Annotated in this window: 8 protein-coding genes; 1 reads left to right on the top strand and 7 read right to left on the bottom strand. The window is 59.7% G+C overall.

Going from position 1 to position 19,457, the window contains the following annotated elements:
* Positions 1 to 69 precede the first annotated feature (69 nt).
* From SX1_RS16520 to zorA, 6 genes are all read right to left on the bottom strand, one after another.
* Positions 70 to 6,033: a DEAD/DEAH box helicase gene (locus tag SX1_RS16520; RefSeq protein WP_019053884.1), complete on the bottom strand. Its 5,964-nt coding sequence runs from the start codon at positions 6,031 to 6,033 to the stop codon at positions 70 to 72.
* The gene (locus SX1_RS16525; protein ID WP_019053885.1) at positions 6,023 to 9,319 is read right to left on the bottom strand and encodes an STY4851/ECs_5259 family protein; all 3,297 of its coding nucleotides are present in this window, start codon (positions 9,317 to 9,319) and stop codon (positions 6,023 to 6,025) included. Before SX1_RS16525 ends, SX1_RS16520 begins: the two co-directional genes overlap by 11 nt.
* Before the next feature lie 109 nt (positions 9,320 to 9,428).
* Positions 9,429 to 13,184, bottom strand: coding sequence for a DEAD/DEAH box helicase (locus SX1_RS16530; RefSeq protein WP_019053886.1), 3,756 nt, complete (start codon positions 13,182 to 13,184; stop codon positions 9,429 to 9,431).
* Positions 13,178 to 14,584 carry an EH signature domain-containing protein gene (locus SX1_RS16535; protein WP_019053887.1) on the bottom strand — a complete coding sequence of 469 codons (1,407 nt, stop codon included), beginning with the start codon at positions 14,582 to 14,584 and terminating at the stop codon, positions 13,178 to 13,180. Before SX1_RS16535 ends, SX1_RS16530 begins: the two co-directional genes overlap by 7 nt.
* The gene (locus SX1_RS16540) at positions 14,581 to 15,258 is read right to left on the bottom strand and encodes an OmpA/MotB family protein (RefSeq protein WP_231382162.1); all 678 of its coding nucleotides are present in this window, start codon (positions 15,256 to 15,258) and stop codon (positions 14,581 to 14,583) included. Before SX1_RS16540 ends, SX1_RS16535 begins: the two co-directional genes overlap by 4 nt.
* Before the next feature lie 50 nt (positions 15,259 to 15,308).
* Positions 15,309 to 17,234 (bottom strand): anti-phage ZorAB system protein ZorA, encoded by a 1,926-nt coding sequence (zorA, locus tag SX1_RS16545; RefSeq protein WP_019053889.1) that lies wholly within the window; start codon positions 17,232 to 17,234, stop codon positions 15,309 to 15,311.
* A 481-nt stretch (positions 17,235 to 17,715) separates the two neighbouring features.
* Here zorA and SX1_RS16550 point away from each other — a divergent pair, with 481 nt between their 5' ends.
* On the top strand, positions 17,716 to 18,351 hold the full coding sequence (locus SX1_RS16550) for a S24 family peptidase (RefSeq protein WP_006966198.1): 636 nt from the start codon (positions 17,716 to 17,718) through the stop codon (positions 18,349 to 18,351).
* A 12-nt stretch (positions 18,352 to 18,363) separates the two neighbouring features.
* Here SX1_RS16550 and SX1_RS16555 read toward each other — a convergent pair whose 3' ends face one another.
* Positions 18,364 to 19,272, bottom strand: coding sequence for an HNH endonuclease (locus SX1_RS16555; protein ID WP_019053890.1), 909 nt, complete (start codon positions 19,270 to 19,272; stop codon positions 18,364 to 18,366).
* Positions 19,273 to 19,457 lie beyond the last annotated feature (185 nt).

Genomic DNA, 19,457 nt, shown 5'->3' on the forward strand with positions numbered 1-19,457 from the left:
AAATGAAAGTGCTTTGAGATCGCTGGCTGATGACGCTTTCCTCGCAGCGGTTGCGAGAGGATCGCGAAATCATCGTTTGGCCACAGCAAAGTAGCTTTCTCCAGTCCCCGACACTGCCGTGTTTGAGCGATAGAGGTCACTTGCCTGAGCAGCCGGTGCCGCGCGGAAGTCATGTCTCGGCGCGTCACCTACGATGCGCCAGTACCCAAACCCTTGATCCAGCAAGACGAGAGCCTTGCGCCCATCTGCGTACTCCAACTCGAGCTTCCGTCCGTGAATCGCGTTGCCAGTCACCTCCAAGGCGACATCGAGACCAAGTTTCTCACCTAGGAACTGCGCCACGTCTTCGCGATCGCCTTCATGATCCCAGTCGTTGAAAATCCGATATGGCACCCGGTCTTTCTTCAACGGCTGTACGACAACGTCGACTTCAACCGTGTCACCGGCCTTCAGCTCTGCGGCAAGATTCTCGCATGTCCGCAAGAACAGAAGCATGGGTAGCGGGGCATTGAGGTAGCGGTCAGAGTAGGAAATTCTGACCAGCTGGCCAGGATGCCAGATACCCGCGGCTTCCATCTGCTGCTTCAGTTTCGCACCGAAGCGCTTGCCAAACTGTCCTACCGGGCATTGGCCAAAGCCAAGCATGACCTCCACCTTGTCCCCGGGAGCGACTTGGCGCTCCAAGCCATCGGCAGCGATCAAAGTGAAAGACGTCGGCGGAGTAATGCTGCCGGCAATGACCGCATGGGTTTCGCCAACGCCCCATCGTTCACCAGGCTGCGCTGCATTCGCATCGCGTGAAAAGAAGGCCTTGGCTCCGCCAGAGGAGATCAGTTCTGCTATACGACAATTTCCGAAGGGACCGCTTTCAGCCTGCCCAAGACCAAGTCGGAAGTCGTTACGTACTGCCACGTCGCGCAAGAACCGGCGTTCCACCTCTGCCAGGTTGTCGAACGATTTGTGGGACAGAACGAGCGTCATCGGCACGCCTCGGGCTGAGGCAGACGAGAAAAACGACCGCATCTTGATCGAGGATAGTTCGGCGAGGTCAAAAGCCTCCGGCAGAAATACCGTTACGCTATCTCCGCTGCGCGCGCGCAGCAGAATTGTGTTGGCCGCATCGTTGACAGCTTTAGCGTCCGCAACGGCGCGGTCTTCCTCAGGCAACTCGGCATTCTTTTCGAGGAAGGCACGAACAGCGATCAAGGCCGCGCGCCGGTCGAGACGGCCTTGCTGTTTGTAGAGATCTGCGGCCAGCACACAGGCCGAGCACCCCATTTCACATTCCTTGGGGCAATCGAGAACATGAGAAGCCCGCTCAAAAACATGATAGATATCGTCGAGCAGCCGCGGTGTGTATCCGGCACCGCCAGATGCCTCGTCAAACAGATAGATCGAAGGTGCCTTGCGGCCCAACTGGCCATCCCTCGCAGCTACAGCGATCCCCAGTTCGCGCGGCTCAATCCCGAGCCAGCGAGCGAGACTTTCGCGCACTGCGGCCCCGAGCGCCCAGGCAGCACCGTCGTTTTCAAGCCCTGGCACCTGGATCTCGACCACGTCGGTCAGAACCTCGTGTCCCAGAGGCAAGGGGCGCGTAATCGCGTATCCCTGATCGTTGCCCGGACAGCGATCGATCGCCTTCTTGTCGCGCGGCGTAAGCGGCCAGTGATCCTTGAGCGCATCTGTACCCGCTTCTCCGGCTCGTCCGCACTCGAGGCAAATCTCGTAGCCCTTGTCGTTTGGTCCGCGCGAATGGTGGTAGATGTAACCATCGTGCGAAGCACGGATACGCCCACTTTCCGGCTGCAGAAGGGGCTGCCACAAGGCGTCTCCGACGCTGACCTTTGGTGACTTGGGCTCGATGTAGACCGCCTGGTCGGTGTCGGCATGGGGCTGCGCGTTCCAGTCAACCCTGAAACCGGCGGGCTCGAGGAATTGCTCCGTCTTGACGTTCGGATCGCCGCAATGGTCGCAACGCTCGGGCATCTGGTGATCAGAGCCGGCCCCGCCGCATTGATCGCACCACCAAGCCCAGCGCAAGTTTTGCGGCTCTCGCTGGCCGCTATCAATCGGGCTCAACCAATTGAGCGTTACGCCGGCCGACTTCCAGACGAGGCCATCAACCACAACCTCGGCACCAGGAGCATATTCACGGATTGCAATGTCGGCATTGCGAGTTGGGCATTCATAGCGGCGATCTCGCGTACCCTCCTCGTCCGAGCGATGGCGATCCTGCGCCTTTTGGGTTTCCGCGCACAAGGTATCGAAGGGAACAACGGCTGTAGGAAACCCGCTTCCCGGGATCAGTGACCGATTGGCCAGCTCCTTGAGCAGAAACTCCTTGCACAGGCGCCGCGCCTGGAACTCGATAGCTTTCTTTGCAGGACCTTCCAGCGCATCTGCATCGTCCTTCAGGCGCTGCCAGGTCCGTCGGAAGCTTGCGGCCTCCTGTTCGAACATCACAGCCGTGTGCTCACGGATCGCGGTGTCGAATTCGAGACCAGTACCCTTCAGCAGGCGTTTGAGCCCAGCGTCTGTGTTTGCAGCAGTAGTGGGCAGTCGAACCCATTCGCAGAATGCGTCCACGGGCGGCAGCCCTTCGAAAGGTCGAAGGTCGGCGCGGCAGCCGAAGAAGTCGCCCGTCTTGGTCCGGGCGAACTCGCCATCCACCTCTCGGAACCATTGGGCGAGCAGATAGGCATTCGCGTGGCGCAGAGCGATCCGGTCCGAATCCAGAGACACGCGCGGCGATGCGAGCTTGCGGGCGAGGTAGCTAGCAGGATCGGCGAACGTCTCCAGATCGAGGGGGGTGTTGCGTGCAAGCGTCAGGCTCGTCGAAAACCCTTGGCCCCGTCGTCCTGCACGACCGGCGCGCTGGTTATAGTTGGCAATCGAGGGCGGAACGTTGGTCATCAGGACCGCCTCAATTGATCCAATATCAACGCCCATTTCCATTGTCGTGGAGCAGGCAAGGAGGTTGATGTCGCCTTGCTTGAACTGCTCCTCGAAGTCCCGGAGGCGATGCGGAGGCTGCTGCGCGCTATGCTCTTCAGCACGCAGATAAGGGGTCGCAAGCGCTGCCTGATCATGGAGGTGAGTCCATAGATGCAGGCCGCGTAGGGACCGCACCAGCTCATTGTCACCCAGCCAGTTGACCAACCTTTGCTTGGTCTCGGAATTGAGCGGCCGGGTATGCGGCAGCTTCGGGAATTCGACTTCCGCGACCACCTTGCCGTCGAACCTTCCGGTTCCCGTGGTGACAAGGTTTGGCGAACGGCCGAACACGTGCCGGGGCAACACCCGCCGCGTAAGCGGGCATTGCCAGGCTTTCGTCACGGCCTCGATCTCTGCGGCCTTCTCCAAACGCAAACTGTATGTTCCGCCGACACCGGTGAGAAGCGGCGCCATGTGTTCCCACGCTGTGCGAAGGAGTTGATTGATTTCGTGGCGATCGCGCGGCTCCGAGATATCCAAACCCAGGGCGGTAGCAAGAAGGAGGACGGAGTCTGGCTGGCGGCCCTTCGTGTTGACCGAGGGCCAAATGAGATCTCGCTTCGCTCCGGGCGGCTGGTCGGGACCAATAACGTTCCTCGGTCGGGCCCTACCGGGCATCCAACGAGCATCCGCGTCATCGACGTCCAGCGCGAACTGACCTCGCAAATAGTCAACCATGAAGTACAGGAAGTCGCGCCAGTCCTCGATTGAGTAACCTTTTGCTGCAACGGCCTCGGGCAGCTTTTCTTTGCCGATCCGCTCGATGTCGGGGAAACGCAAGCGTGCAAGACCCAGCGTTTCCATGGCGTTGGCGTTACGTGGTCTGCGGGCGAGTTCACGCAGCATCATGAAGCGCGCAAGAGCTTCGCGATTATCATGATAGCGCTCGCTGCGATCAAGGTCCCAGACCTTGGCCATCATGCCGATTGTCGGCTCCGACGCGAGAGCCGATACCAGTTCCTTCCAAGCAATGCCGGCTGCGCCGACCCCGTTAAGCTCGGCGTCGATCTTGCCGATGTCGTCCTTGAACGAAGGCATTTCATCGACGAGGCTCGCGAGCTTTGCACGCTTCTGGATTAGTTCCTGCCGCTTTTCCTCCGGGAGATCGCTGCCTTGCGCCGCCTTCTGCACTGCATGGTAGATGAACCCGCGAACAAATCCGCGCTCACCGTTGGTCTCGATATTGGCGGCAAACCGGGCTGTGCCCTGTCGGCTATCGGAGAAGCTGATGAGCTGGCGACCATCGAAAGGCAAAGCATGCTCTGCCTGGTGCGGTGAAACACCCTCCAGGAGGATTGGCGCTGCATTCTGGGTCAGGAACGGCGTGCCGAAACGGAAAGACAGCATCGCAGGCCTTCCGTGGCGCTTGTTGCTGAGGCACGCAGGGCAGCGACCCTCGTTCAATTGAGTCAGCTGGAATTGGCCCGCGCCATCGTTCAATTCGCCGCTGATGACGTCAAATCCAACAGGCGTCGACTGGGACTGCACATTGATAGCGATCAGACGCGGATGCCCGATGCCATCAGGTTGCCGCTCGTCCTCCTCGTCATCCTCATGGTCGCGATCGCGGTAGCTGTTTTCGCGAAACTCGTCGGTGTCTTGGTCGCTTCGCCGCGGCAAGACCCTGTCACCCAGATCGTCCGCAGGCAGGAACGGCTCGCCACAATCCGGGCAGCTCTGGATCTCAAACACAAGCGACTGGCAGTGCGGGCAACTGTCTTTCTGATCAAACAGGACGGGGCCAAACGGCCAGCCCTCCGGCCGTGTGCCTCCAGTGCAGTCCGAGCTAATGCAGGTCCACAGGCCAGGAATCGCGCGCGTGAAACTGTGCGCGCGCATCGGCAGGACCGGCCTGGCCTCGTTGGCATTGTGCGCAGACAGGTCGAGCAGGATCTTTTCGGCAGACATCGTCACAGACGACAGCGACGAGATGGTCTGCGGCTTCTCTTCGAGCATCTCGGCCACCACGCGGGCCGCCGGATCGTCTGATGCGGTCAGCACCTTCGAAAGGTCCACCGGTTGCGGCCTGCCGATCACAACATGGGTGCGATCGAGAGGCACGCCGGCGATATCGGAGAGGAACCGTTGGAGCGAAGCAACCGCCTCCGCGTCATCCGCCGACCCTATCGTGGCTGAGGTCGCCACAAAGCGGACCTGATCGGGCGTCACGTCGAACGCATTCATGACGCGTCGGAGCAATAGTGAGAGCTCCGCGGCGGCTGAGCCAATGTAGCTGTGCGCCTCGTCGATCACGATCCAGCGGAGCTTGCCCCGAGATGCATCGAGTATCTTACGGTCCTCACGCCGGATCGTCATATATTCAAGCATCGTCTGGTTCGTGACGAGGATGGGTGGCGGATTTGCGCGAAGGGTTTCGCGGTAGAGAACCTGATGCGGGATTTCGTGCTCGGCCTTGTCGCGGCTTGATTTCCGCGCCGTTGCCATCAGCCCATTGTAGAGTCCGAAGCGTACATCCCCGGTCAGCGGTTTCGTCCAGGCCGTGAGGCGCTTCTCCTGGCTCGCGATCAGCGCATTGAGCGGATACAGCATAAGGGCCCTCACGCCTGTCAGCTGACCCTCTGCTTCAGACGCGCGTACCAGGTCATCGAGCAGCGGAACGAGGAAACACTCGGTTTTGCCTGAACCCGTTCCACTGGAGACTAATACGGATTGAGGTTCCGCAGTGCTCAGCAGCTCCCAAGTGCTCAGCTGGTGGGCGTAAGCCGGATAGTCGAACCGCAACTCTTTATCCGGCGTTTGCGTGATCGCTTCAATCGTGCGGGGATGGAGCAGCGAGGCTAGTTCATCAGGGCTTTTGCCGGACGAAACATAGCCCGGCGCGGCCTGAAAGAGCTGTTCCGACAGCAGAGCACCCTTGGAGGGATTGGTGCTGGCAAGATTGTGGCGAAGGAAAGCGTTCAGACCCTCATGCCTGATGCCTGCCCGCGACACGACCGCTTCTGCGAGGCCGGCCCGCAAGCGCCGATGGACATCCATCGGCGACAGACGAGCAGGCTGGGGCATATTGTTAGCGGTCATTCTTAAGCTCCGTGAGGGCGTGGCCATAGGCCTTGGCAAAGTATGCGGGATGACGTCGCTCGACGTCTTTCACCGTGAGAATGTGTCCCTTGTCGAGTGTGATCCGCCCCATAGCCGCCAAGGCTGCCACAAACGGCGCATCAAAGACCCGCATGAGGGATTCGAGGAAATTCTCCTTTGGGAGCAGCGCGTGGAAGGCGGGACGGAAAGGGTTGAAGCCGCCAGCGTCCGTGCTGATGGCCTCGCTGGTATGGTCGGTGAAGTGACTGCGCACGTCCTCCCAGGTCGCCGGCGAAAAATCGCGACAAATCAGCGGGGCCAGCTGCGGTGCGCGCGCTGCGATTTCATTCTGGCGCTCAGTGAGCCTCGTTAACGCCCATTGGGGATCGTCCAGCCGGGTAACGAGATAGTATCCTTGGGCCTGGAAAGCAGCATCCCATGCGCCGTAAGGCAAAAGGGTCCAGCTCGAACAAAGCCCGTCGAACAATTCGAGAACGGTCGACAAGTGCTGCTCTTCACAGCGGTACAGCAACAGGGGAGCAAGTGCACCGGCGTGTACCAGTTTGCTGAAGATCTCGAATGTCTGTGGTGGGAGACCGTTGAGCGACAAGGCCAGCTTCATGACGACCTGGATCGTCTGACTGGCCTCGGCCGTCGTTGGGTCATGAGCTATTTCGGCGACGAGGGACTGCAGGTCCTCTTGCGCCTGGACGAATGGCTGGGCCATGGCCCGGCCAAGTCGATGCTGCGGAACTTCGTGAACCGGGTCGCCTGAGACAAATTTGGGCCGAGTAAGGACGCGGGAGCCCTCGCGGAGATAGACAAGCCAATCACCATTGAGGCGCGGCAAGTGAATCAGCTGGCCTCCAAGGCCACTCTGCAGACCGTCGTAACTGCCAAATTCTAGCTCTTTCTCGGGAGCCCCAAGGGAGCGGCCGCACACCCGAACATCCTCACCGACTATCGCGGTTCTCGGACGGAGCCCTCCGTTTGGTTCCCACTCGAGGGTGTTTCCAAACTCCGTGACATACCAGTGGTCATTGCTCCCGTTGTGAAAATCGAGCCTGACCTGAGCGTCGATGCCAAGGGGGCGCATCAGGGCTGCAATATCCGTTCGCAGTGCCGACAGGCCAAGTTCCCCATCGATTCGCCAGTCGGCGTCCAGCGCAGCACCCGCATGATGAGCGACTTCACCCATCAGGATCGAAGTCGAGGGGACGCGTGCCACTGTGTCACGCAGATCGGCAAGGCCAAGAACTGCGTCGCGAGGCAGGAGGTCTCCGCCCCATGTTGTGAGCCATTCCTTCGATTGGAGCGGAACCTTCAGGTCGAATGCAGAAACCTGAGCGAGAGCCAGGCGTAAGGTCAGCAAGGCTCGGCGCGGTGGATCAATCCTGATCCTCCAGCTGTGTTGCGAACTGGGCGTTTCCTCGCCGAGCACAGCGTCCCAGTCCCAACCGCTCAGTTCAATATCGGCATAGGTCCCGTTGCTCCGCTGTGTCAGCTCAAAAGCAGCGGGCAATACGAACGCAGTCAGTCGATCGCGCACATGGCCTGTTGATCCATCGAGCCAAGCGAATTCACACAACCCTGGCCCGGCAGCGGCCAAGTCTTCAGACCAGCTACGTTGACCCGCAAACCTCCAACGAACCTCTCCCCGGGATGCGACCCGGTGAGACAGACCATCTGACACCTGAGCATGGAGCGGGTGCTTGAAGAGCTGTTCGCCGTCAGGCGACTGCACTCCGGAAACTGAATTGGCCACGATCGAGAGCCGATCCTTACGATCCGCACTCTGCCCGGTTCGGACAAGGAAGCAGTCACCATTGCTCTTCTGAGCGATGATTGTGCCCGCGCACCGATAAAGGCGGCGCCCTGGAGCGAAGGCAAAATCTTCGAGCTCGATCTCGGCGTTGCCGTCCTTTCCTCGGACCGACCAGTCCTGTGGAACATCGATCAGAACAGGCTCCGCTTTGTAGGCGCCGGAGCCTTGGCCGATGAGAGCAAAGGCTGTGTGCTGGGCATTTGTGCTGCGCCGTTCAAATACGCGCAGCCCACTGCTCACCGGCTTCCCTCCGGGCAGCATGAAGCTGCGCGCCAGCCGATCTCCGCGTGCGTGAAATTCGGCCGTAACCGGAAGGTCGAATGGAAACTCGATTGCAGCTTCGCTCCGCATCGGTCTTGCGATCCAGCGGTTGGCGTCTTCGTGCTCAAGATATGCAAGTCTGCCGGAGATGCGGTCTGCCAAGCCATCGGAGGGCTGGAGGAATACGCGAACGTGATTGCCGGGCGAAAGCAGCTGATCCTTATCATCCCATCGTCCGTCGAGATGGAAATCGAGGCATTCACGCCATTCTTCGCCATGTTGGGAAATCAGCCGGCCAACGCGAATGCTGCCGCTGCTGGAGAGTTTTTTTGCTTCCAGCAGCGTATCGATCAGACCCGCCGCCGCCCCGTCCAAGGTCATTGGCAATTCATCGCGCCAGTCCTCGTAGGCCTGGTCAAGGCGCGCCGAGTACGGACGACCGTCGGCGGGTACTTCCTTGTCAGCGAATGCCCGCAACTCCACAATTTTGAGCGCCAGCTCGCCGCAGATCGCGTACATTTCCTGGCTGCGCCAGATTGTCGGCAGCAGGTATTCGTTGCGCTCACAGGTGGCCACTGCTGTGCCGATGTCCTGCGCGTCTGAGCCTAGAAGCTCGCCAACAGCCCGTTCGAGAAACTTTCTTGGCCAGCTTGCTCCGCTCGCCATCGCCGCGGCCGGGAATCCGCCCTGACGCGCCAGGTTGGATAGCCGTTGATTGCCGTGGGCCGTAATAAACGGCTCGATACCCCAGGCGCGAAACCCCTGGTCGGCCAGATCACGCCATTCACCTTGCGAAAGCCGCAGCCCGAGTACCGTCTCAATGTCAGACCAGCGTTGGACGCCGCCCTGATATGATCGCCGAAACCAGTCTGCGGCCCACAGCACAAAGGCTGGTGCCAGTGATGGACGTTGCCAGTCAGACGGGAGGCCGGAAGATAACTTCTTCTCCATGCGCTCGAACATTCCGGGCGCAAGCTTGTAGCGGTAAAGCGGCAGGCCGGTTGGCCGAGGCAAGCCCAGTTCGGCGCTTGCTTTGCCCAAGGGATGAGGACCCGTATCTGCGGCTCTGGCCAACTGGATCGCCCGGATCACCAGAAGACGCGAACCACCTGTCGCCTGAATTGCGTCCGCAATCTTGCGCAGCTGAGCAGGATCGTTGCGCGCAGCTTCGATTTCAGCCTTGAAATCGCGTTCCTGCATTGCTGAATCGCCCCCTGTAACTGCATTATCGCCCGGTAACGGGCGTTACCCACCGTGCGCTAACCATCAATGAACATTACTTTATAATCAATGATGGAGGACGAGACTTTCAGTGCATCAGAGACGAACTTCGTGAAGCTCTATCGTAAAAAGCATTGACTACACAGGACCAGCGCGCGCTCATGACCCCGTCGATACCTCGCCCCAAATCCCAGATGACAGAGTCCCCGTTGGCGAGCCGGGCTTTAACGAAACGATCGTGCAGGTCTCCGACGGATCGGCGTGACTTTTGCGCCAGGTGCAACTGCACCGATGCCAGCATGCGGTTCCATCGATCTTCGAGATCTTTGCGTTGATCGTTAGTGCTTTCGGGTTCCCGCGTCTGAACCGAGTCCGCATCGAAGGTCACAACATGGACGGCGGCGATTTGTGAAGCGAGCTGACCAAAGCGACTGATGAAGCTGATGAGTCGTCCCCGCGCTTGCCCATCAGCGCAGCAGTACGGATCCTGAATCTCAAGCAGTGCGATTTTCGCATCCCGGACGTGCTGCTCAAAAATGGTCCAGTCTCTCTGCCCATATTGTTCGAAGACCACGCGCTGAACGTGGGAAGCCCGTGCTTCTGCCGCTTCAACGGGAGTTCGCACCGAGAGAATCGGGCGACGAATCAGCGGGCTGTCCAACGGCGCTGAGACGACCTCGTCGACTGTGTCCTCTGATGGCGCGCTTCTGTCCTCAGTCGGACTGGACGTTGCCGCTTCCTCAGGCGCGGGCGGCAAGGATTCGCTCGCTACGAATTTGGGCGTCTCATCACTGACCTGGGGCTCTGTCGCAGCGAGGCGTTCAATGCTGTAACTAGCCTGCTCCCGGGCAGTTTGGGGCTCCGTTTCGGGCGTTATGGCGGATTGATCTTGTCGCTCGGCCCGCTTCCCGTCGAGCACGTCTGCAAGCAAGTCCTCAACATCCCGCTCGCTCTCGGGCGGCATCAGCAGGCCACGGCTCAGTGAGCGCTTGCGCTCCATGAGGGCATCGAGACGCTGATCGAAGCTCGACGGACCGATCGCCTCATCGGGATGGATAGCCATCGGAATGTGGATCGTGACCGGACGTGTCTGACCGATACGGTAGGCGCGGTCGGTGGCTTGGTCTTCGACAGCTGGGTTCCACCAGCGCGAGAGATGGATCACATTGTTGGCGGCGGTGATGGTGAGTCCAACACCCCCTGCCTTGGGAGACAGAATTAGTACGTCAAAGGCGGACGCTGAGCTCTGGAATGCGTTCACCATCTCCTGGCGCTTATGACCTGCCACCTTGCCGCTGATGCACATCGGCCTGTGCTTGAGGTCGAAGCGCTCCTGGATAGCCATGGCCAAAAAGGCCTGCATTTCCAGATCTTCGCAAAACAGCAGTGCCTTCTCGCCGCGCTGTTTAACGTCCTTGAGAATCTCGAACGTCTTCTTCAAGCGCGCCGACTGGGAAACGTAGGCGTCAATATCCGTGACGCCGCGCGGCGCCAACGGATGGAGCGATGTCCCGCGCAGCATGTGCAGTACTTTGAGCATCGCGCCTTGCTCGCCGCTTTCACGAAGCGCGCGCGCTCTAGCGAGCACGAGATCATAGGCCTGCGCCTGGGCAGGTGGCATTTCGACCGCGTATTTGCGGGCTGTTTTCTCGGGCAGACCGGTGAGGATCTCGTCTTTCATGCGCCTGAGCATGAAGGGTGGGAACTCGTCGTCACGCTCGACCAAGCGTTGCTGCAGGTCTTCAAGGCCTGCCAGATCGTTCGCCGGATAGCTGCTTTCGAACTCCCGGCTCGATCCGAGGAACCCAGGGTAGACCGTATCGGCAATCGACCAGAGATCCTGCAGCCGGTTCTCGACTGGCGTGCCGGTCATGGCAATTTGCAGGCGACCATTGAGCGCCTTAGCTGCCCGGGTCATTTGGCTGGCCGGGTTCTTAAGCTTCTGGATCTCGTCGTATACGATCGCATCAAACGGAATGCGCGCAAAGCTCATGTGATAGTCGCGCATCGTTTCGTACGTCGTGAGAACGATCCCTGCGTCTTCCCACTCGCCGGCATCCAGCCGTGAGGTGCCCCCGCGAATGTCGCTTCCAGCCTCCAGCCGGTAGCTGCGCAAGTTTGTCCCAAAGGCTTCAATCACGGGCCCGATCAGGCCAGCCTCTACGTGTTGAGCCAGTTCTGCTTGCCAATTCTTAAGCAGGCCAGTTGGCGCAACGATCAGCACTGGTTTGGGGTGGGCCGAGTTGGATCTTAGCCAGAGCAGGAACATGAGCGCCTGGAATGTCTTGCCCAGGCCCATATCGTCGGCGAGCAGGACGCCGGGCAACCTGCGTTCCCATGCTTCAGTCAGCCAGGCAAACGCTTCGCGTTGGTGAGGCTTTGGCTCGGATTTCAGACCTTGCGGAAGGGCCGGAACCTGAAATGCCTCTGGAGCGGACTTCGGCCGAGGCAGACGCGCATAATCGAGTTGCTCGAAATTCTCCCCGACCTGCAGAAAGAAGATGTCGACCGGTTCACGTTCATCCTCAGATCGCGATTGGTCTCCTGTCTCCGCTGCGATTTGTCGCTCAAGATCGGCAATTCCGCGCGTTGCCTGAAGGGTAGCCGGGGTGGCGGGAATGTTCTCGTCCCGCCAGGCGACGGTTTCGTCTCCCGCCTTGATTGCCGTCTCAAGGTCGCCAGCGAGAATCTCAGCGTCACCGGGAGCCAAGGCAATGTGTCGTGTATCGGGAGGATTACCAATCCTCAGGCCGAAGCTTTCGGGCAGCCAGCTGTTGGGCTTCGGCTTGATCCAAGGCAGGACCGGTTTTTGCCAGACCTCGATCCCGCTAACACGCTCGGAAAACTGTTGCGTCTCGATAAAAAGCCGGTCGGCCGCTTCGTCATCGCCGGTAGCATCGAGTTTCAGCTCTTCGCGCAAAACCCGCTGGGGAGAGCGAAGGAACTCGCGCTTTTCCTGCGAGCTGCCAGCCTGCTTGGTCCGAACAATGTCGAGGGCCTTGCCCAGCAAGGGGTCGAGGAACAGCAGCGTTCCGTCGGAAAGGAGGTAACTACGCCGCCCCCCTTCCTGGCTCCGAAATCTGCGCTGGAAATGCAGGGCATCCTGCGGGGTCAGCAAGGAGGCTTCATTTTCATCGACGAGGTCACCCTCCGTCGTTTCGCCCACATGTCTTGAAAAGAGCACCGGGTCAAAGTCGAAGCGACCATGATCGGTCTTTGCATTCAACGAGAAGTTTGCAGCGTAGGCAATGCGAATGCGTTCCAGAAACCCGTCGGCTTCGATGCCTGCCCCGAGCTTATCGCCCAGTAGTTCACGAAGCTCGGCAAAGGCTGCTCTTCGTTCGTCGGCGTCACTGGCTGCCTTCACCGCTTGTGCAGCCAGGAAGACGGAAAATACGGGCTCTGGAATGCGGCTGACGCGGCCTCCTTCTCGCACGCGAACGCCAAGAATATCAGCACGGACCGGCGCGCCGCCGCGGCGCATCCACTTCGGATTGACCGTGATGGATCCTTCGGCGAGCGATCCGCTCGAGTTCAGCTGTAGTGTCAGAGGCGTTGCAGGCGGCAAGCCGAGGGCAAAAGCATCGGCCTCGTCGAGTTGTGCGGCAATGTGAGGGGGAAGGACAACCCCTCCGTCCTCTTCAACAATTTGCCCTTCCTGATCGAACGAGCGTGCGAGCGCCAAGGCTGCTTGCCCTGCTTCGGGAGCAACCTTGGGCCATTCCGAGTATGGCACCGTTTCGCTTGACGCCCGTTTGAACAGCCCGCCCGGCCGCTCGCGCAACAGTGTGATCGCCTCGCTGCCATCGCTCTGTTGGGTTGCGACGAATTTGGTGCTTACCATCGATCGTTCCAGTTCCGCCCACGGCCTTTCCCAAACCGCGGGTGCAAGATTGATGTCCGGCGATTAATTATCCCCGCAAACTTGCCTTCCCAACCCGGGCTTGCAGGCACGTGAGATTCATACTCGAAGTCTGTCCGACCGGCCGTGGTCCGCAGTTTTCCGCCGTCGTATATTTTTGCGTAAAGCTTCGGAGCATTCGGATCGCTATCACTCCAAAAGCGGCATGACCCGTTGTCGCTCCACTCGGAAATCCTGAGATCGCCAATCTGCATGATGATTGAGGAAGATGAGGCTGGGCCGCCTCGAATAATTCCATATTCCGGGCGTTCGCCGCTTTGTCTGATGAGATACTCGATTTGGTTGCGGGCCCGGACACCCAAGGCGGGCCATGCATCACTGACAAGGCCGTCGTCGAGGTAGGCCATCCAGAACTTTTCACGTTGCGCCCATTGATCGGGCCGATCGGTAGTCTTGGCGATAGCCCGGAAGAATTCGCGCATTGCGACTTCGGTGAGCCAGCGTTTGAAGACCTGTGTGACTGTAATTGCGCGTTCTTCGCCAATGCTCTCGGCCAGAGACCGAACGATCCTGTCCCAGCGGGGCCGCTGAAGACGGGGATCACCGACCTGATCAAGGAGAAATTCGGAAATCGCCTTACGATGCTCAGGCTCGGGCTTCTCCTTGACCCAAGGTTCCAGCAGCGCGCGCACGACGAGCTCAATCTGGCCTGCCAGGGCCTCCCTATCAAAGAGCCTCAGCAGGCTGCGCTGCGCCGGGACTGCCTTGCTCGGCGGCAACTCTGCTGTCGCTACGCAAAATCTGGCGAACGTTGCCTGCCCAAAGCCGCTCGCCGCCAGATTTGCTCCCAACCCAACTTCCCGCATCAGCTGGAAGACCTGGTCATCGTCGCGGGCGAGTAAATCCTGTGCCACCCGTGTAGGGCCTTGCGAGGGCGCAAATAACTCCCAGTGCCGGGCCCTCTCTCGCCATGCCCACTCATGTCGCAGGGCAGCACTCGAGGCAGCCTCTGCAAGCTTGCCCATGATAGGCCGGTCCACCGGAAAATAGGTGAGGTAGCCATCGATCATTGCTTGATCGGAACTGCGCCGCTGTTCCTCGACAGCACGGTCGAGAGCAGTAGATCCCAACTCGTCGAACTCTGGATCGCACCAAGCACCGCGCAGAACCCGGTTGAGTTGGAAGCGCGGGAGCGCCTCGGCACCATTCTCGGCCGCACTGCGCAAGAAAGGCTTCAATTCGACAACTGGCTCCGCCTCACCGATGCTCGCATCAAGTTTGGCGAGTTGTCGCTGTAATTCGGGTTGCGTTGTCGGAGGCTTGGCAAGCCCGGCGGACGCAAGTGCGTCCATACGATCGATTGCCGCGCGCAGGACGCTCATCGCTCCTGCCTCAAGATATCCTTGTCCAGCCCCGCGCTGGGTGTAGTCATCAGGAATCGCAAGTCGATCCGTCGATTACGCTTTTTCGCCGCCTCGCTATCACCTTGGGCGATAGGGCGGTCCGGTCCGTAGCCGCTCAGGCCTAGGATCGGCGCAGAACCTGGCTGCCCTGCTGGCTTGTTGAGGAACCCTCGCAAGGCCGGCTGATTGAACTGAAGCATGGTGAACGTCGTTTCGGCTCTTCGAACCGAAAGGCCATAGTTGTTCATCCCGCCATACATAGCGTCAGAATCAGTGTGCCCTTCAACAAAGACGGCGTCGATCAGGTGCTTTGAGCGTTCCTCTTTGCAGAGGTTTGACGTGGTATAGCAGGGGAGAACCTCGACCATCGCGCTGGCAACCTTGCTGATCGCGGCTTGCCCTCTGTCGCTCAGCTCCCATCGCCCTTTGTCGAACAGCACGTCATCAGGCAGGCGGAGCACACCTGTCTTCGTGTCAATTTCGACCTGCAGGCCTTTGTCCTTCAAAGACTGCTGCAGGTCGTTGAGGATCTCTGCCCGGGTTCGGTTGGCGCCAGTCAGCTCCTCGGTCTTCGACTGCAAATTCAATGCAAAGTAAGCCAGTAGGATGATAAAAATGAGAAGGAGGCCAACCATCATGTCCGTCATGGACATGAAGTAGCTTTCGCCTTCTTCAGGGGGTCTCCTGCGAACGGCGCCTTCCATTATTCAGCAGCTTCCCGATTTTGGTTCGCAAGAATTCCGGCCAGTTCCTCGACCGTGTCGCGCAGGGTCGTCAGTGGCTCAAGTGCACCTGCAAGCTGGGCAACACCTTCGCCCAGTGCGCGATCGATTTGGCCAACACGTTCATTGAGGTTCGTAGCGTGGCTGCCCGCTGCATCAGTGATTTTTTCGAGCGCCGCTCCGAGTGAGCGATCGACCTCCTCAAAGCGGGCCCGGTATTCAGACCAGGCCGACGAGGCTGCTGTTGCCGTCTGATTCAGCGATGCGGCGAGCTCGCGCATTTCATCCCGGGCGCTCTCGGAAGACTGGGCGTTCTTGGCGACGACCGCCTCAACCGATTTGACAGCTTCCGCAATCGACAAGGCAGACTGCCTGACTGGAGCGGCAGCTGCCTCGACATCATTGGCGACCGTGCCGAATGCCGTTGCCAGATCGCCTGAACGGGCGGCGACCTGCTCGATGGCCCGTGCATGGTCACCAATCGCCGTCTGGGCCGAAGATAGCCGATCAGCTGAAACAGAGATCGCACTTCCGGCATCTTTCATGCTGGCTACAAGCGGAGTGCCTGCTCCGTTGAAGCGTTCCACGAATTCGGAGAAGGACTTCTCCATTGCGTCCTGACCGATCCGAGCCGCATTATTTGCAGCATTGGAGGAGGCTTCCCCGAGCTGCGAGGCCGCGGTCGCCAAGCCAACTTTCATATCGTCCAGCGTTGTGCCGAGGCTGGTGAGCAGTTCATCCATTCTCTGGCGGGCAAGTGCGCTCGCTTGCTCATTTTCCTCGCGCATCCGGTCGGCGATCACGCCAAAGTTGCGATTAAGGTCACCGAACGCGGTGCGCATCTCTTCGGAGGCTTGGCCGAACCGGCGCACGGCGTCCTCGATCTGCCGGTCTGCTTCTCCTGTCTGTTTCTCAAGCCGCTCAGACATGGTGGCCATCGACACGGTCATTGCCCCGATCGCATCGGCAAGGCCCGCCATCTCGGCGCCGGCGCTCGAAGCGATGGCATCACGGACAGCTTCGCCGCCGCCGCCACTGATCTTGTCGATGCCTTGCTGGATCGAGCCTAGATGGGTGATCATCGGGGCCATTTGCTTTTCGAGAGCGCCATCAAGCGCTGCAGCCAGCTGCTCGGAGAAGGTCCTGAGGGCGGGGGTCTGTTCCTTCAGCTGCTCCAGCTGATCGCTCGCAATGCGCTGCGGCGGCAGATAGGCCATGCCATGCTCAAGCTTGTCGCAGAGCATGGAGAGGCCGTCATTGATCCGCTTACCGAACCGGTAATCGTAAGAACGCAGGACGATGGACGCCACGATGCCGCCCACTGAGGCCCAAAACTTTGCGCCGGCGACCTTCATCAGTTCATTGAGGCGCTCCTGCATCGCATCGACCCCACCGCTGAAATCCAGGGTCGACAGGGCAGCAATGATGCCGAGGAACGTGATCAGCAGGCCGATGGCGATAAAGATGTTCGCAAACCAGTTGAGCCCGCGGTGGCTGTCTCCGAGATTTACGAAGAAGTGCTCAGGGCGGGCCGAGTTCTGGAGAACATCCGCAGACGGATCGACGATTGTTTCTCGAAACTCCTCCCAGGTCCGCCGCAGTGGGAGCGCCTCGGGGTGACCAACCTCCATCATCTGCTCATCGACTTCATTGAAGCGACGGGCGAAGGCAAGCCGGGCAGAATCGATATCAGCCGTACTGCCGCCAGTCACATCATCAAGAAGTCGAACCCGTGCTTCGATCGCTTTTGCAAGCGGCTCATGGAAATCCCGCTTGTAACGGGAGGATATTGCGAAGGCAGTTCCAACTAATACGACAGCCAGGAAAGCAGCCATCGCATCGCCGATGAGCGGAATCTTGGTAAAGAAGAAGATCAGACCATGACCCAGCCATTCGGTAATTTCCACGCAATCCCCCTGAAACTCGGCAAAATCGAAGAACTCTGCTCCTATGCAGGGAAGCAGACAAGTCTGCCAATAGCATTCAAGCAGGAGGACCCCGAACAGCTCTGACGGTATCGAACGCGCCCGCTGTCGCCAAGACTGGTTCCATTAAGGACGTGAGGATTCTGTAAATTACGGCTGCGATTGTTGCCCCGGTGATATCGAGGCGAGGTACGCCTCGACCCTCTCCAGAGTTCTCCGACGGGGCCTCCGCCCCATCCGTAGGTCCAGAACGAAGCGTGGATCCCCCACTGCCCGTCGCCCAAAGCGGGTGGCTGATATGTGTGTTTCCTTAAGATGACGCTCGATGCGATCCAGCAGCTTCATGGTCTACCTCGAATCAAATTCAGCTTGTGTTCTTGTTATGTTCTTATTAGGAAGACCCCATCGAGTCTAGGATGAATTCCTACACCTCACCTGGACCGCCCCTTGAAAGGCGACGCAGATGGAGAATGTCAGGGAAGAGCTGGATCGCCTGATCCGGCAGAGAAACGTGGGTTATTCCGCGGTGTCGCGGCTGCTCAATCGCAACCCCGCTTATATCCAGCAATTCATCAAGCGCGGCTCACCGCGCAAGCTGGACGACGAGGACCGGCGTATCCTTGCCCAGTTCTTCGGGGTCGATGAGCAGGTGCTCGGTGGGCCAGCGCTTCCTGTGCGTGATGGTCTGGTTGAAGTGCCGATCCTCAATGTCGATGCCTCGGCCGGTTTTGGTGCGATCGCGGAGAGCGAGACAGCCCATACCCGCTTTGGCTTTGACGAACGCTGGCTGGGCAAGTTGACCCGGGCCAAGAGCCCGAGCCTGTCGATCATCCATGTCCATGGAGAGTCAATGGAGCCCACGCTGCGTGACGGCGACGAGGTCCTGGTCGACTCCTCGGATCAGGGATCGCGCCTGCGTGATGGCATCTATGTGCTGCGTGCCGACGATGCGCTCGTGGTGAAGCGGGTTACGATCCAGCCGGGCGGAAGACTGATCACGATCTCGAGCGACAATACGGCTTATCCGACCTGGTCTGACGTTGATCGCTCGACGATCCACGTTGTCGGCCGGGTCATCTGGTTCGGCCGATCGGTGTGATCTGAGCTCGGGTCAAATTCCAGCAAATCGCTCGCGATGCCGGGCAACGAACTCTGGCCTCGGATGTAGCGATTGATCGCGCGGCAGGCGGATTTGCTGACCCGCTGGCGGGAATAGCTGCAGAAGCTCGGACGGCACCTTGTTGTGCGATACGAGCAGGCAGAGGTTGTCGTCGAAGGTGATGAGGTGGCGGTCAAACAGCCAGTGGGCTGTCGCTGACAAGGCCACGCCGTTCTGGACAATGTCCGGGCCGCCACCCGCAACTGACCAGATGTGCGCGGCCTGCGCCTCAGCCTTGCCGCCGCCATTGACGATCCTTAGCCCGGTGACTGCGCAGGTGTTTTCGTACGCATCGAGGACATGATTGCGGAAGTTCGCGTCACGGATCTTGCGGTTCACGAGCATCTGCTCGACCCGGCGCTCCGCGAAGTGATCGTGCAGGAGCAGATTGGTCTCCGGATCGATGCGGGGGGCATCGAGTTCGAGGCGGATGCGGTTTTCGGGATCGAGAGTTTCGGCAAGGCCCGCATTGACGATGGCCACGAAATCCTCGTTTTCCAGCCTGCGGACCGACTTGCCGCGCAAGCTTCGCCTGGCATCGCCAGGCCGTGTCATCTCGCGCAGGAAGCGCTCGGCAAACCGGCCACTGCCGTCGCGGTAGGGGACAGGCTGATCGAACTCGAGGTAGTCGCGCACGCGCGCATAGAAGTGGCTGGGATCGCTCGGATCGGCATCGATGCGCTCGACGAAGGCAGCCGCGATATAGGCCATGCGCCCGCCCGAAACGCGGGTTTCGCGGTAGACGATCCAGTCGCTCTCAAGCTCTCGCGCAACCGACAGGTAATTGCTCGGAAAGTGATACCGCTCGGTGATCGCGTCATCGTACCGCGAATTGCCGCTGACCTCGAAAACGCCCTTCACAGTTCCGCCCTAGCCAAAATCAATGTGCGCCAGGTTGCCTGGAGAATGTCCGGCCGTCCAGGCTCCACCTCGCAGAGTTAAATACCGATTTCGAATGGCTTGGTGCGCTCCTTGACCAGTTCTGGCGGCTTTTTGGGATGATCCTCCTTGCTTGTTGACCCGGCAGCCTGGCCTTTCGCTGCTGC

The organism is Sphingobium xenophagum NBRC 107872 (assembly GCF_000367345.1).
In the GTDB taxonomy this organism is placed as follows: domain Bacteria; phylum Pseudomonadota; class Alphaproteobacteria; order Sphingomonadales; family Sphingomonadaceae; genus Sphingobium; species Sphingobium xenophagum.